Raw genomic sequence first — 14,589 nt, forward strand, 5'->3', positions numbered from 1 at the left:
AATGTTCTCTCTGCAGACCATTTTTGGCTCCGGCAAACAGTTCTATACCCTGCTGGACGAGGCTGCCCAGGCCGCCCAGGACAGTTCCAAGGCGCTGCACTCCATGCTGCGCGAAGCGGACCGCCAGCCGGCGCTGGACGCCTTCAAGCTGGCCCGCCTGCGCGAGCGCGCGGCCTCGGACAAGATCAGCCAGGCGCTGGTCGACAGCTTCATGACCCCGATCGAGCGCGAAGACATCGAAGCGCTGGGCTCGGCGCTGTACAAGATTCCCAAGCAGATCGAGAAGTTCGCCGATCGCTACTCGCTGGCCACCCAGCATCTGGAACACATCGATTTCGCGCCGCGCGCGGCGATGCTGGAACAGGCTGCCAGCGTGGTGGTGGAGATGGTCAATGACCTGCGCCACATGAACCTGGACCGGATGACCGCGCTCAACGAGAAGCTGCGTTCGCTGGAAAACGAAGCCGACCGTCTGATGCTCGAGCTGTACCGCGACATCTACTCCGGCCGCCTGGACAGCCTGCAGATGTTCCTGCTCAAGGAATTCTTCGAGATCCTGGAAAAGGCCATCGATCGTTGCCGCGAGGCCGGCGTGGTGGCGTACCAGATCGTCTTGAAGAACAGCTGACGGACGCCACAGCATGCTGACCCTTGTCCTGGTGGTGATCCTGGCCGCGCTCGTTTTCGAGTTCATCAACGGCTTCCACGACACCGCCAACTCCATCGCCACCGTGGTGGCGACCAAAGTGCTCTCGCCCGGCTGGGCGGTGATGCTCGCCGCGTTCATGAACTTGATCGGCGCGCTGACCGGCACCGCCGTCGCGCTGACCATCGCTTCGGGGCTGCTCAACACCAACGTGGTCGATGTGACCCCGCAGGTGATCCTGTGTGCGCTGCTGGGCGGCATCATCTGGAACCTGATCACGTGGTGGAAGGGGCTGCCGTCCTCGTCCTCGCACGCCCTGATCGGCGGCCTGTGCGGCGCCGGCCTGGCCGCTGCCCACAACAACTGGGATGCCCTGATCTGGTCCGAGCGGATCGGCACCTGGGCCCAGAACAAGGGCCTGCTGTGGAAGGTGTTCCTGCCGATGATCACCTCGCCGATCGCCGGCTTCCTGCTCGGCATCGCGGTGATGCTGCTGCTGTGGGGCATGATCGCGGGCATGGCGAAGATCGGTGGTTTCCTGGGCCGTCTGGCCCGCCCGCGCATCGTCAACGCGTTCTTCGGCAAGGCCCAGATCGTGTCGGCGGCCTACATGGGCTTTGCCCACGGCCACAACGATGCGCAGAAGACCATGGGCATCATCGCCATGACCCTGATCGGTGCCGAGGCAACCGGTGCGCTGAACGACCTGCCGTCCTGGCTGGCCTTCATGCACCCGGACGCGACCGCCGGTGACGGCATCGCGATGTGGATCGTGCTGACCTGCGCCGTGGTGATGGCCGCCGGTACCGCATCGGGTGGCTGGAAGATCATCAAGACGCTGGGCCACAAGATGGTCAAGCTGCACCCGATCCACGGCTTCGCCGCGGAAACGAGCTCGGCCACGATCCTGACCGTGGCAGCGCACTTCGGCATGCCGGTCTCGACCACCCACAGCATCTCCACCGCGATCATGGGCGTGGGCTTCGCCAAGAACCCGCGTTCGCTGCGCTTCGGCGTGATCGAGCGCATCGTGTGGGCCTGGATCCTGACGATCCCGGCCGCCGGCGGCTGTGCGTACCTGATCCTGCGTCTGTTCGAACTGTTCGGCTGGGCCTGATCGGTCCACGCGGTTGAACATCGAAAAGCCCGCCGGAAGGCGGGCTTTTTCGTGGGCAAGGCGGATGCCGAGGCCGAACTTGCCGGAGGCGTTTCCGGGCACGGTCACCCCGCCGCTGCGCTGCCTGGCCCCTGCCACTCCCGTGCCAGCAGCCCATACATGGTCGAATCGGATACCTCGCCGGCGACCCGCCAGCGTTCCCGCAGCAGCCCCTCGCGCTGGAAGCCGAGCCGCGCCAGCACCTTTGCCGAGGGGGCGTTGCGCGGGTCGATCTCCGCTTCCAGACGCCGCAGGCGCAGCACGTCGAACATGTACGCCACGAACCGTGACAACGCCTCGTGCATGTAGCCCTTGCCCTGTGCCGACGGGGCAAGGTGATAGCCGATCTCCGCGCGCCTGGCGGTTTCGTCGATCGCGAACACCACTACGATGCCCAGCAGCGGCCCGTCCGCACGTTCACGGATCGCCAGTTTGAGCTGCGTGCCGGCATCGATCGCGGCCAGATCGTCGAGGATCTGCACGTAGGCCTGTTTGAGGTCGGTCCACGCCGGGTGGTTCCAGTAGCGCATCACCGCACGGTCGGCCTGGATCGCAAACAACGCCTGGGCGTCTGTCGCGCGGATGGGCGTCAGCACCAGGCGCGCGGTTTCCAGCGTCAGGGTCGGGTCGAACGGCATGCGGGTTCCTGCGGTGGCGGCACGCGCCACGGTAGCCGCTCCCGTGACGCATCGCCATGCCAAGTCGGTCAGGCAAGAAAAAACCCGCCGGGAGGCGGGTTTTTCCAGTGTCACAACCGGTCGGTCAGACCTCCAGTGAAGCCAGGTCGCCCTTCTTTTCCAGCCAGCCCTTGCGGTCGCTGGCGCGCTTCTTTGCCAGCAGCATGTCCATCAGCGAATGGGTCTGCTCGCCGTCATCGATGGTCAGCTGCACCAGGCGGCGCGTGTCGGGATGGATGGTGGACTCACGCAGCTGCTGCGGGTTCATTTCACCCAGGCCCTTGAAGCGGGTCACGCTGATCTGTCCCTTGATCTTCTCGCGCTCGATCTTGTCCAGCATCGTGCGCTTCTCTTCCTCGTCCAGGGCGTAGAACACCTGCTTGCCCACGTCGACACGGAACAGCGGCGGCATCGCCACGAACACGTGGCCGGCATCCACCAGCGCCGGGAAATGCTTGAGGAACAGCGCGGTCAGCAGGGTCGCGATGTGCAGGCCGTCCGAGTCGGCGTCGGCCAGGATGACGACCTTGCCGTAACGCAGCCCGGCGATGTCGTCCTTGCCCGGGTCGCAGCCGATCGCGATGGCCAGGTTGTGGACTTCTTCGGAGGCCAGCACGCTGCCCGAGGACACTTCCCAGGTGTTGAGGATCTTGCCGCGCAGCGGCAGGATCGCCTGGAAGTCCTTGTCACGGGCCTGCTTGGCGCTGCCACCGGCGGAGTCGCCTTCGACCAGGAACAGCTCGGTGCGCGACAGGTCCTGGCTGATGCAGTCGGCCAGCTTGCCGGGCAGGGCGGGGCCCTGGGTGACCTTCTTGCGGGTCACCAGCTTCTCGGTCTTCAAACGCGCACTGGCGCGCTCGATCGCCAGCTGCGCGATCTGCTCGCCCAATGCGACGTTCTGGTTGAGCAGCAGGCTGAAGGCATCGTGCGCGGCGCCTTCGACGAACCCGGCGGCCTGGCGCGAGGACAGGCGTTCCTTGGTCTGGCCGCTGAACTGCGGGTCGGTCATCTTCAGCGACAGCACGAACGACACGCGGTCCCAGACATCTTCCGGGGCCAGCTTGACGCCACGCGGCAGCAGGTTGCGGAAGTCGCAGAACTCGCGCAGCGCCTCGGTCAGGCCGGTGCGCAGGCCGTTGGCGTGGGTGCCGTGCTGGGCGGTCGGGATCAGGTTGACGTAGCTTTCCTGGACCAGTTCGCCCTCGGGGATCCAGGCCAGGGCCCAGTCCACGATCTCGTTTTCTTTCTTGAGGTGACCCACGAACAGGTCGGCCGGCAGCATCTCGCGCTCGCCGAGTTCGGCCTTGAGGTAATCGCTCAGGCCATCTTCGTAGTACCAGGTGTCCTGCTCGCCGGTGGCTTCATCGAGAAGCTTCACGGTCAGGCCCGGGCACAGCACGGCCTTGGCGCGCAGCAGGTGACGCAGCGCACGCAGGTTGTACTTGGGCGTATCGAAGTACTTCGGGTCGGCCCAGAAGCGCACGCGGGTACCGGTGTTCTTCTTGCCGACGCTGCCGACCACTTCCAGCGGGGTGGCGCGGTCGCCGTTGCGGAAGGTGATGCGGTGTTCGCTCCCCTCGCGCTTGATGTGCACTTCCACCAGGGTGGACAACGCGTTGACCACGCTGACGCCAACGCCATGCAGGCCGCCGGAGAAGGTGTAGTTCTTGTTGTTGAACTTGCCGCCCGCGTGCAGGCGGGTCAGGATCAGTTCGACGCCGGGGATCTTCTCCTCGGGGTGGATGTCCACGGGCATGCCGCGGCCGTCATCGCTGACTTCGCAGCTGCCGTCCTTGAACAGCGTGACTTCGACCGTGTGGGCGTGTCCGGCCAAGGCTTCGTCGACGGCATTGTCGATGACTTCCTGCGCCAGATGGTTCGGGCGCGCGGTGTCGGTGTACATGCCGGGGCGGCGCTTGACCGGGTCCAGGCCGGACAGGACTTCAATATCGGCGGCGTTATAGCGGGCGTTCATCTGTCTTCATAAAGCGCAATGCGACGGCGAAGTTTGCGGTCTGGACGGGTTTTTTGCACGCCACACGTTCAGGGGGCGGCCGACCGGGGCGCGATAGACTGTGCTGGATGGGAAACCGGAGCCTCCGGCGCCCCATTCCATGCCATACCGCGAGGAGCACCCCATGAAGAAGTTGCTGACCATCGTTGCCATCGCCGCCGCCGTGGTGGCCGTGCCCATGGCACTGGCCCAGAACGCCGGACAGGGCCAGCCCACGCCGCAGCAGGGCGAACAGGCCGACAAGGCCCAGGCGGAAGCGGACGCCAAGGCCAAGCGCCGCGCCGCCGCCACGGCCGAAATGAAGGCCAAGGGCGAGCAGGCCCCGCAGAAGGAAGAAGAGGAAGAAGCGCGGAAGAAGCGATAAGCGCTTCGCGCTGACGCTTCCCCACGGTTTGCGCGGCAAACCGTGGGCCCCGCTCACCCTCTCCTCCACATCCCCGCGCCTGTCGGCGCGCCCCCTTGAACTCCAAGGGGGCTCTCCACCCGAGAGACCTGGGGAGCTGAAAAAGTAGTCAACATGAGCCCCGGTATCGCGCCGGGGCTCTTCTTTTTATGTGAAGACCGTCATCCGCCCCTTGGGCTGGAGGCCGTCAATCTGTAAACTATGGCTTTCCGGGAGTAGTGCGTGTCATCCATCAGCGAATGGACTGGCCTGATCGTGCGCGATCGCCAGCAGGGTAGGCAGGAGGTGACGGTCCAGACAGTGGCCGGCACGGCTGACCCGACGTCGCTGACCCACTCCCGCACCGTATCCCCCCTGATCCCGGTCCTGGCGCGTGAAGACGCCGCCGCCAGCCGGATCGTTCCGATTTTCCCCTTTACGTCGTCCGTCGCCCCGCGCGCCGGCGCCGTTTCCCCCTTCCTGACAGGACACCCCCAGCCATGACTCCCTTGATCTTCGTAACCGGCGGCGTAGTGTCCTCGCTCGGCAAAGGCATTGCCGCCGCGTCGCTTGCCGCCATCCTCGAGGCCCGCGGCCTGCGGGTGACGATGATGAAGCTCGATCCGTACATCAACGTCGACCCGGGCACCATGAGCCCGTTCCAGCACGGTGAGGTCTACGTCACCGATGACGGCGCCGAGACCGATCTGGACCTGGGCCATTACGAGCGCTTCGTGCGCACCCGCCTGAGTCGCAAGAACTCGGTCACCACCGGCCGCATCTACGAGAACGTGATCCGCAAGGAGCGCCGCGGCGATTACCTGGGTGCCACCGTGCAGGTCATCCCGCACATCACCGATGAAATCCGCCGTTGCATGGACGAGGCCACCGAAGGCTTCGACGTGGCGCTGGTGGAGATCGGCGGCACTGTGGGCGATATCGAGTCGCTGCCGTTCCTGGAGGCGATCCGCCAGGTGCGCACCGAGCGCGGCCCGGAGAAAGCGCTGTTCATGCACCTGACCCTGGTGCCGTACATCGCCGCTGCCGGCGAGCTGAAGACCAAGCCGACCCAGCACTCGGTCAAGGAACTGCGCTCGATCGGCATCCAGCCGGACGTGCTGCTGTGCCGTTCCGAGCAGGTGGTGCCGGATTCGGAGCGCCGCAAGATCGCCCAGTTCACCAACGTCTCCGAGCGCGCCGTGATCAGCGTGCCGGACGTGGACGTGCTGTACCGAATTCCGATGGGCCTGCACGCCCAGGGCCTGGACGACATCGTCGTCAACCAGCTCAAGCTCGGCGACAAGGCCGGCCCGGTCGATCTGGCCGAGTGGGAAGCGGCGGTGGATGCCACGCTGCACCCGCTGGATGAGGTCACCATCGCGGTGGTCGGCAAGTATGTCGATCATCAGGACGCCTACAAGTCGGTTGGCGAGGCGCTCAAGCACGGCGGCCTGCGCCAGCGCACCAAGGTCAACCTGAAGTGGCTCGAAGCGCAGGAACTGGAAGACAGCGATCTGGCCGCACTCAAGGATGTCGACGGCATCCTGGTGCCGGGCGGCTTCGGCGACCGTGGCTTCGAAGGCAAGGTGCTGAGCTCGCAGTTCGCCCGTGAGCACAGCGTGCCGTACTTCGGCATCTGCTACGGCATGCAGGCCGCGGTGGTCGATTTCGCCCGCCATGTGGCCGGCCTGGAAGGTGCCAACAGCACCGAGAACGACCGCCAGTCGCCGAACCCGGTGATCGGCCTGATCACCGAATGGCGCACCGCCACCGGCGATGTGGAAAAGCGCGACGACAAGAGCGATCTGGGCGGCACCATGCGCCTGGGCCTGCAGGAACAGCGCCTGAAGCCGGGCACGCTGGCCCGCGAGCTGTACGGCAAGGATGTGGTTTCCGAGCGTCATCGCCACCGTTACGAGTTCAACAACCGCTACCGCACCCAGCTGGAAGATGCGGGCCTGGTGATCGCCGGCAAGTCGATGGACGACACCCTGGTGGAAGTCATCGAGCTGCCGCGCGACCAGCACCCGTGGTTCCTGGCCTGCCAGGCGCACCCGGAGTTCCTGTCCACCCCGCGCGAAGGCCACCCGCTGTTCATCGGCTTCATCCGTGCTGCGCGGGAGCGCAAGGCCGGTGCCAAGCTGGCGCAGGACGCAGCCGCCTGATCGGCACGCCGCACTTGCAGTGGGGGCCGCGTGCCCCCATTGCAGAGCGCTAATCACCCACGGCGGCTGGCCTGGCCAGTGTTCGCCGGACAACAAGGAAACGCCATGAAACTGTGTGGATTCGACGTCGGGCTCGACCAGCCCCTGTTCCTGATCGCCGGCCCGTGTGTGATCGAGTCGATGCAGCTGCAGCTGGACGTGGCTGGCAAGTTGAAGGAAATCACCGATCGCCTCGGCATCAACTTCATCTTCAAGTCGAGCTTCGACAAGGCCAACCGCACCTCGGGCACCGCCTTCCGCGGCCCGGGCATGGAAGAGGGCCTGAAGGTCCTGGCCGAAGTGAAGAAGCAGATCGGCGTGCCGGTGCTAACCGACGTGCACGAATACACCCCGATGGACGAAGTGGCCTCGGTGGTGGACGTGCTGCAGACCCCGGCCTTCCTGGTCCGCCAGACCGATTTCATCACCAAGGTGTGCGCGACCGGCAAGCCGGTCAACATCAAGAAGGGTCAGTTCCTGTCCCCGTGGGACATGAAACCTGTCGTGGAGAAGGCCAAGGCCACCGGCAACCAGGACATCATGGTCTGCGAGCGCGGTGCCAGCTTCGGCTACAACAACCTGGTCAGCGACATGCGTTCGCTGTCGGTGATGCGCGATACCGGGTGCCCGGTCGTGTTCGACGCCACCCATTCGGTGCAGCTGCCGGGCGGGCAGGGCAACAGCTCCGGTGGCCAGCGCGAGTTCGTGCCGGTGCTGGCGCGTGCGGCGGTCGCTGTCGGTGTGTCCGGCCTGTTCGCCGAGACCCACCCGGATCCGTCCAAGGCGCTGTCCGATGGCCCCAACGCGTGGCCGCTGGACCGCATGGAGGAGCTGCTTGAAACCCTGATGGAACTCGACGCGGTCACCAAGAAGCACGGGTTCTCGCGCTTCGCATGACAGGCGACGTTCCGGCGTCACCTGGGGTGCGCCGCGGCTGGCGTGGCTGGGCCTGGGGCTGGGTCGCGCTGGGTGCGGCGATCATGGCCTGGGGCGGTGTGTTCGTGCTGGTGCTGTTGGTGTTCGCCAGCGTCGGCTCGCCCGGTGACGGTGACAACGCGCTGCGCTCGGTGCGGCCGTTGCTGCTGGTCACGCTGTCACTGACCGGCACCGTTGCGCTGGCCTGCGTGACCGCCAGCGTGCTGGCGTTCCGGCTGCGCCGGCAACCGGCCGGCGGCGGCGTGGCGCTGGCCCTGTTGGCTTTGTTGCTGCTGGTGTTGTTGATCCCGTCGCTGACCTCGCGCCACACCAGCGTGGCCGGGGTGCTGCCCGCCACCCTGCCGATTTGGCAAGTGGCGGGTGTGCAGGGATAATCACGCGGCATGTTTTTTTTGGCGCTGCGTTGGCGGCGCCTCCCCCTCTCTGACTGGTAACCGGCCCGCTATGACCACGATCCGCAGCATCCACGCCCGTGAAATCCTCGACAGCCGTGGCAACCCCACGCTGGAAGCCGAAGTCATCCTCGAGGACGGCTCGTTTGGTCGTGCCGCGGTGCCGTCGGGCGCCTCGACCGGCACCAAGGAAGCCGTGGAACTGCGTGACGGCGACAAGACCCGTTACCTGGGCAAGGGCGTGCGCAACGCCGTGTCCAACGTCAACACCACGATTGCCACGGCGCTGAAGGGCTTCGATGCCGCCGACCAGGAAGGCCTCGACCGCCGCCTGATCGATCTGGACGGCACCGAGAACAAGGGCCGCCTGGGCGCGAACGCGCTGCTGGGGGTTTCGCTGGCCAACGCCCACGCCGTGGCGGCCTCGAAGAAGCAGGCGCTGTGGCAGCACCTGGCCAACGGCCGCGACGTCACCCTGCCGGTGCCGATGATGAACATCATCAACGGCGGCGCGCATGCCGACAACAACGTCGATTTCCAGGAATTCATGGTGCTGCCGGTCGGCTTCACCTCGTTCTCCGAGTCGCTGCGTGCCGGTACCGAAATCTTCCACTCGCTCAAGTCGGTGCTCAAGGGCCACGGCCTGAGCACGGCGGTGGGCGACGAAGGCGGCTTCGCACCGGACTTCCGCAGCAACGTCGAAGCGCTGGACACCATCCTGGAAGCCATCGGCAAGGCCGGCTACACCGCCGGTGAAGATGTGCTGCTGGGCCTGGACGTGGCCTCCAGCGAGTTCTACGAGAACGGCAAGTACAACCTGGTCGGCGAGAACAAGCGCCTGACCTCCGAGCAGTTCGTCGACTTCCTGGCCGACTGGGCCGCGCAGTACCCGATCGTGACCATCGAAGACGGCCTGGCCGAGAACGACTGGGCCGGCTGGAAGCTGCTGACCGACCGCATCGGCAACAAGGTGCAGCTGGTGGGCGACGATCTGTTCGTCACCAACCCGAAGATCTTCAAGGAAGGCATCGAGTCCGGCACCGCCAACGCGATCCTGATCAAGGTCAACCAGATCGGCACCCTGACCGAGACCCTGGAAGCGATCGCCATGGCGCACGCGGCCAACTACGCCTCGATCGTCTCGCACCGTTCGGGCGAAACCGAAGACACCACCATCGCCGACATCGCCGTGGCCACCACCGCCACCCAGATCAAGACCGGCTCGCTGTGCCGCAGTGATCGCGTGGCCAAGTACAACCAGCTGCTGCGTATCGAGGAAGCCCTCGGTGCCGGCGCGCGTTACGCCGGTCGTGACGCGTTCGTGTCGCTGAAGCGCTGATCCCATGCGCGACTGGCGCTGGCTGCTGCTGGTGCTCGCGCTGCTGCTCGGATGGCTGCAGTACCGCTTCTGGTTTGGGCCGGGCAACTCGGGCGAAGTGATGATGCTTGAGGCCCAGGTCGAGAACCAGAAGCGGGACAACGCCGGCCTGCAGCAGCGCAATGATGCGCTCGCTGCCGAGGTCAAGGACCTCAAGGAAGGCGAGGCCGCCATCGAAGAACGCGCGCGCAGCGAGCTGGGCATGATCAAGCCCGGCGAGAAGTTCTACCGCGTGGTCGAAGACGCGCCGGTGCCGCCACCGCGCGCGCCGACGGCCGTCACCGATCCGGATGCGCCGCACCAGGATGTGCCCTGATGGCGGGCATCTGGGCGGTGGTTCCCGCTGCTGGCCGTGGCACCCGCTTCGGCGGGCCCACGCCCAAGCAGTATCTGCTGGCCGGCGACCGCGTGTTGCTGGCCCACACCCTCGAGGCGCTGCTCTCGCACCCGGTCGTGGCCGGAGTGATGGTGGTGGTCGCCGAGAACGACGCCGACTGGCCGGGCTGGCAGTCACTGGCGGACAAACCCATTCTGACCTGCATCGGCGGCGCCACCCGCGCCGGCTCGGTGCTGGCCGGCCTGCATGCGTTGCCCGATGACGTGCGCGCGGACGATTTCGTGCTGGTGCACGACGCCGCACGCCCGAACCTGGCCGCTGCCGATCTCGGTCGCCTGCTGGAAGTCGGCCGTGCCGACCCGGTCGGCGCGATCCTGGCCGCGCCCGTGCGCGATACGCTCAAGCGTGCCGGCGATGACGGTGGTATCGATGCCACCGAGCCGCGTGAACGCCTGTGGCGTGCGCTGACCCCGCAGCTGTTCCGCCGCTACCAGTTGGCGCGCGCGCTGCAGGACGCGGCCGATGCCGGCGTGGCCGTCACTGACGAAGCCATGGCCATGGAGCGCCAGGGGCTGCGCCCGCTGCTGGTGGAAGGCAGCGAAGACAACTTCAAGGTCACCACGCCGGCTGACCTGTCCCGTTTCGAATTCGTGTTGTCGCGTCGCGAACCCTGACGTCCGCGCGCGCCACACCCAACCGCAGGTTCTTGCAATGACCACGCCCCAGTTTCCTCCCTTCCGCATCGGACAGGGCTACGACGTCCATGCCTTTGGCGAGGGCGATCACATCATGCTCGGCGGCATCCGCGTCGCGCACAGCTGCGGCGTGCTCGCGCACAGCGATGGCGACGTGATCCTGCACGCCCTGTGCGATGCCATGCTCGGTGCGCTGGCACTGGGCGACATCGGCGTGCATTTCCCGCCGACCGACATGCGCTGGAAAGGCGCGGACAGCGCGCACCTGCTGGATCATTGCAACGGGCTGCTGCGCGGGCGCGGCTGGCAGGTCGGCAACACCGATATCACCGTGATCTGCGAGCGGCCCAAGGTCGGTCCGCATGCGCTGGCCATGCGCGAGCGCATCGCCACGGTGCTGGGCATCGCGCTGGACTGCGTGAGCGTGAAGGCCACCACGTCGGAGAAGCTGGGCTTCACCGGCCGCAGCGAGGGCATCGCCGCCCAGGCCAGCGTGCTGTTGGTGGCGCTGTGATCCCGTTGCCGCTGGCGTTCGGCGCGCCGCTGCTCAGCGCGAAGATCCGCACCACGCCCGAGGATTTCCAGGTGGACGAACTGCCGGCGTTCGAGCCGAGCGGTGAGGGCGAGCACCTGTTGCTGACGATCCGCAAGCGCGGGGCGAACACCGTGCACGTGGCCAAGGTGCTGGCCAGGTGGGCTGGCCTGCCGGACATGGCGGTCAGCTACGCGGGCATGAAGGATCGCCACGCGGTCACCACGCAGCGCTTCAGCGTGCACCTGCCCAAGCGCGTGGCGCCGGATCCGGCGCTGCTGGCTTCGGACGAGATCGAGGTGGTCGAGTCGACCTGGCACAACCGCAAGCTGCAGCGCGGTGCGCTGGCTGGCAACCGCTTCAAGCTGGTGCTGCGCGATGTGCGCGGCGATGCCGCGGCCATCGAAGAGCGCCTGTCCCATATCGCCTCGCGCGGTCTGCCGAACTGGTTCGGTGAGCAGCGCTTCGGCCGCGACGGCGGCAACGTACCGGCCGCGCTGGCCATGTTCGGCGGCCGCCGCATGCGGCCCGATCAGCGCTCGCTGCTGCTCTCGGCCGCGCGCTCGGCACTGTTCAACCAGGTGCTGGCGGCGCGCGTGGAGCAGGGCAACTGGGACACGCCGCTGGAGGGCGAAGTCTGGATGCTCGATGGCAGCCGCAGTGTGTTCGGCCCGGAGCCGTGGACGGATCTGCTGGCCGATCGCCTTGGCCGCTTCGACATCCACCCCAGCGGCCCGTTGTGGGGCGAAGGTGAGCTGCGCAGCACCGGCGCCGCCGCCGAACTGGAACTGGGCGCGGTCGCGGATGAGCAATCGCTCGCGCTGCGCGCCGGCCTGGAAAGCGCTCGCCTGAAGCAGGAGCGCCGTGCGCTGCGCCTGCGCCCGGCCATGCTGCAACACCAGTGGCTGGCCGCGGATGTGCTGGAACTGAGCTTCGCGCTGCCACCGGGCTGCTATGCCACCGCGGTGCTGCATGAGCTGGGACCGGTGGAAGACGCCAGCCAGGCCACACCGGAGGCGTAGAGCCACGCCATGCGGGTGTGCGGGTGGCTACCGGTTTGCCAGCAGCACCAGTACCGCGCCCGTCCCACCTTGGCCGGCGGGCGCGGAATGAAACGCCAGCACGTCGTTGCGCAGGCGCAGCAGGCGATCGACCAGATTCTTCAGCACCGGCGCACCCCCGTCGGACTGCAGCCCCTTGCCGTGGATGATGCGCACGCAGCCGTACTCATGCGCGTGCGCCTCCACCAGGAACTGCCGGACCAGCGCCTCGGCCTGGGCCACGGTTGCACCATGCAGGTCCAGTTCGTCCTGCACGGAGTACTGGCCGCGCTTGAGTCGCTGGAACATCCGCGGCGGCAGGTTCTCTCGCCGGTAGCTGGCCGTATCCCCAGCCTCCAGGGGGCTGCTGTCGCGCAGCAGCCGGGCGAATTCCCCGCGGGCGTCCTGTTCATCCTGCTCGGCCATCCGCGCGCGCGGCTTCGGCCGTGGCGTGGCCGGCGGCGGCGTGACCACCTTGCGCAGCGGTTTGACCTCGCCGATGGCGGCGCGGAACAACGCGGCAGGATCTTCGTCTTCAGGATGTGACATGCGTACAGCCTAATGGGCGGGGAGGGCGATGCCTACCGTTATCGGGGTAGGACGATCTGTCCGCTTGCGGCACAATAGCGGACGCACTTGCGCGGTCGTCATGCTCCGGAAGGGGCACGGCCACCGCCGCCAACAGTGGGAAGTGATGGAATCGAAGTCTTGAAAAATCAAGCGGTTAAATCGCAGATGCGGATTCTGGTCAGCAACGACGACGGTGTCGATGCACCGGGCATCAAGATGCTCGCCACGGGTTTACGTGACGCCGGTCATGAAGTGACCGTGGTCGCCCCCGATCGTGATCGCTCCGGCGCCAGTAATTCGCTGACCCTGGACCTGCCGATCCGCATGAAGCGCATCGACCACTACACCTGCTCGGTGGCCGGCACCCCGACCGACTGCGTGCATCTGGCCCTGACCGGCATGCTCGAGTACGAACCGGACATGGTGGTATCGGGCATCAACAACGCCGCCAATCTCGGCGACGACGTCATCTACTCCGGTACCGTCTCGGCGGCGATGGAAGGGCGCTTCCTCGGCCTGCCCGCAGTGGCGATGTCGCTGGTCACGCACAACCACGAGCCGCGCAACTTCGATACCGCCGCCCGCGCCGCGGTCGAGATCGTTACCCGGCTCAAGGCCGACCCGCTGCCCGCCGACACCATCCTCAACGTCAACGTGCCGGATCTGCCGTGGAGCGAGGTCCGTGGGTTCGAAGTGACCCGCCTGGGCAACCGCCACCGCGCCGAAGGCTGCATTGCCCAGCGCGATCCGCGCGGCAATGAGGTGTTCTGGATCGGCCCGGCCGGGCGCGAGCAGGATTCCGGCCCCGGCACCGATTTCCACGCGGTCCGCAACGGCTACATCTCGATCACCCCGATCCAGGTCGATCTCACCCGTTACCAGGCATTGGAGAAAGTGGCCAGCTGGGTTGCCGGGTTGACCGACGCGCTGGACCGGCCGGCATGACCCCGCGCCTGCGCCTGCAGCCCGAAGCCGTCGGCATCGGCATGACCTCGCAGCGGGTCCGCGATCGCCTGGTGGATCGCCTGCGCGATGCCGGCATCGCCGACGAAGCCACCCTCAATGCCATCCGTGTGGTGCCGCGCCATCTGTTCATCGATGAAGCGCTGGCGTCGCGTGCCTACGAAGACACCGCGCTGCCGATCGGGCACGGGCAGACCATTTCCCAGCCCTGGGTGGTCGCGCGCATGACCGAAGCGGTGCTGCAGTCAGCGCCGAAGAAAGTGCTGGAAGTCGGCACCGGCTCGGGCTACCAGGCCGCCGTGCTGGGCGCGATCGGGCTGGAGGTGTACACGGTCGAGCGTATCGGCGATCTGCTGCGCCAGGCGCGCAAGCGCTTCCGTGCGCTGGGCATGAACATCCGCAGCAAACATGATGATGGCCGCATCGGCTGGGCCGAACACGGTCCTTACGATGCGATCGTGGTGACCGCGGCCGCACCGGCGCTGGTGGACGCACTGGTCGAACAGCTTGCCGTGGGTGGCCGCCTGGTCGCGCCGGTCGGCGGCCCGGGCGCGCAGTCGCTGATCCAGTTGACCCGTCGCGATGACGGCAGTGTTGAACAGCAGGTACTGGCACCGGTCACGTTCGTACCGCTGCTGTCTGGCATGCTGGACTGATTCCAAGGAGC

Annotated in this window: 17 protein-coding genes; 14 read left to right on the top strand and 3 right to left on the bottom strand. The window is 66.7% G+C overall.

What is annotated here, in order from left to right; genetic code table 11:
• The first annotated feature begins 1 nt into the window (after position 1).
• Positions 2-628 (top strand): DUF47 domain-containing protein, encoded by a 627-nt coding sequence (locus tag BCL79_RS12845; protein WP_121041743.1) that lies wholly within the window; start codon positions 2-4, stop codon positions 626-628.
• Positions 629-641: 13 nt separating this feature from the next.
• The gene (locus BCL79_RS12850; protein ID WP_121041745.1) at positions 642-1,763 is read left to right on the top strand and encodes an inorganic phosphate transporter; all 1,122 of its coding nucleotides are present in this window, start codon (positions 642-644) and stop codon (positions 1,761-1,763) included.
• A 104-nt stretch (positions 1,764-1,867) separates the two neighbouring features.
• Here the strand turns inward: BCL79_RS12850 and BCL79_RS12855 are convergent, their stop codons facing one another.
• Positions 1,868-2,440, bottom strand: coding sequence for a GNAT family N-acetyltransferase (locus BCL79_RS12855; RefSeq protein ID WP_121041747.1), 573 nt, complete (start codon positions 2,438-2,440; stop codon positions 1,868-1,870).
• 124 nt (positions 2,441-2,564) lie between these two features.
• A complete protein-coding gene (gene parE / locus BCL79_RS12860) occupies positions 2,565-4,454 on the bottom strand; it encodes a DNA topoisomerase IV subunit B (protein WP_121041749.1) in 1,890 nt (629 codons plus the stop codon).
• A 163-nt stretch (positions 4,455-4,617) separates the two neighbouring features.
• Here parE and BCL79_RS12865 point away from each other — a divergent pair, with 163 nt between their 5' ends.
• From BCL79_RS12865 to truD, 10 genes are all read left to right on the top strand, one after another.
• Positions 4,618-4,857 (top strand): hypothetical protein, encoded by a 240-nt coding sequence (locus BCL79_RS12865; RefSeq protein WP_088433184.1) that lies wholly within the window; start codon positions 4,618-4,620, stop codon positions 4,855-4,857.
• Between the two features lie 261 nt (positions 4,858-5,118).
• Positions 5,119-5,379 carry a hypothetical protein gene (locus BCL79_RS12870; RefSeq protein ID WP_121041751.1) on the top strand — a complete coding sequence of 87 codons (261 nt, stop codon included), beginning with the start codon at positions 5,119-5,121 and terminating at the stop codon, positions 5,377-5,379.
• Positions 5,376-7,040 (top strand): CTP synthase, encoded by a 1,665-nt coding sequence (locus tag BCL79_RS12875; protein WP_121041753.1) that lies wholly within the window; start codon positions 5,376-5,378, stop codon positions 7,038-7,040. Before BCL79_RS12870 ends, BCL79_RS12875 begins: the two co-directional genes overlap by 4 nt.
• A gap of 105 nt (positions 7,041-7,145) precedes the next feature.
• Positions 7,146-7,976: a 3-deoxy-8-phosphooctulonate synthase gene (gene kdsA / locus BCL79_RS12880; protein WP_088433181.1), complete on the top strand. Its 831-nt coding sequence runs from the start codon at positions 7,146-7,148 to the stop codon at positions 7,974-7,976.
• Positions 7,973-8,389: a hypothetical protein gene (locus BCL79_RS12885; RefSeq protein ID WP_121041755.1), complete on the top strand. Its 417-nt coding sequence runs from the start codon at positions 7,973-7,975 to the stop codon at positions 8,387-8,389. The genes kdsA and BCL79_RS12885 overlap by 4 nt, the downstream gene beginning before the upstream one ends.
• Before the next feature lie 70 nt (positions 8,390-8,459).
• Positions 8,460-9,746 (top strand): phosphopyruvate hydratase, encoded by a 1,287-nt coding sequence (gene eno / locus BCL79_RS12890; protein ID WP_121041757.1) that lies wholly within the window; start codon positions 8,460-8,462, stop codon positions 9,744-9,746.
• 4 nt (positions 9,747-9,750) lie between these two features.
• The gene (gene ftsB / locus BCL79_RS12895; protein WP_121041759.1) at positions 9,751-10,101 is read left to right on the top strand and encodes a cell division protein FtsB; all 351 of its coding nucleotides are present in this window, start codon (positions 9,751-9,753) and stop codon (positions 10,099-10,101) included.
• On the top strand, positions 10,098-10,796 hold the full coding sequence (ispD, locus tag BCL79_RS12900) for a 2-C-methyl-D-erythritol 4-phosphate cytidylyltransferase (RefSeq protein WP_121041761.1): 699 nt from the start codon (positions 10,098-10,100) through the stop codon (positions 10,794-10,796). The genes ftsB and ispD overlap by 4 nt, the downstream gene beginning before the upstream one ends.
• Positions 10,797-10,833: 37 nt before the next feature.
• The gene (ispF, locus tag BCL79_RS12905) at positions 10,834-11,331 is read left to right on the top strand and encodes a 2-C-methyl-D-erythritol 2,4-cyclodiphosphate synthase (protein ID WP_121041764.1); all 498 of its coding nucleotides are present in this window, start codon (positions 10,834-10,836) and stop codon (positions 11,329-11,331) included.
• Positions 11,328-12,371 (top strand): tRNA pseudouridine(13) synthase TruD, encoded by a 1,044-nt coding sequence (truD, locus tag BCL79_RS12910; protein ID WP_121041766.1) that lies wholly within the window; start codon positions 11,328-11,330, stop codon positions 12,369-12,371. Before ispF ends, truD begins: the two co-directional genes overlap by 4 nt.
• Before the next feature lie 27 nt (positions 12,372-12,398).
• Here truD and BCL79_RS12915 read toward each other — a convergent pair whose 3' ends face one another.
• Positions 12,399-12,938: a Smr/MutS family protein gene (locus BCL79_RS12915; protein ID WP_121041768.1), complete on the bottom strand. Its 540-nt coding sequence runs from the start codon at positions 12,936-12,938 to the stop codon at positions 12,399-12,401.
• Between the two features lie 186 nt (positions 12,939-13,124).
• Between BCL79_RS12915 and surE the strand changes: the two genes are divergently transcribed.
• A complete protein-coding gene (gene surE / locus BCL79_RS12920; protein ID WP_121041770.1) occupies positions 13,125-13,904 on the top strand; it encodes a 5'/3'-nucleotidase SurE in 780 nt (259 codons plus the stop codon).
• Entirely contained in the window at positions 13,901-14,578 is a 678-nt protein-coding gene (locus BCL79_RS12925; RefSeq protein WP_121041772.1) for a protein-L-isoaspartate(D-aspartate) O-methyltransferase, read from the top strand. The genes surE and BCL79_RS12925 overlap by 4 nt, the downstream gene beginning before the upstream one ends.
• Positions 14,579-14,589: the final 11 nt, after the last annotated feature.

The organism is Stenotrophomonas rhizophila (assembly GCF_003651185.1).
Lineage (GTDB): Bacteria > Pseudomonadota > Gammaproteobacteria > Xanthomonadales > Xanthomonadaceae > Stenotrophomonas > Stenotrophomonas maltophilia_Z.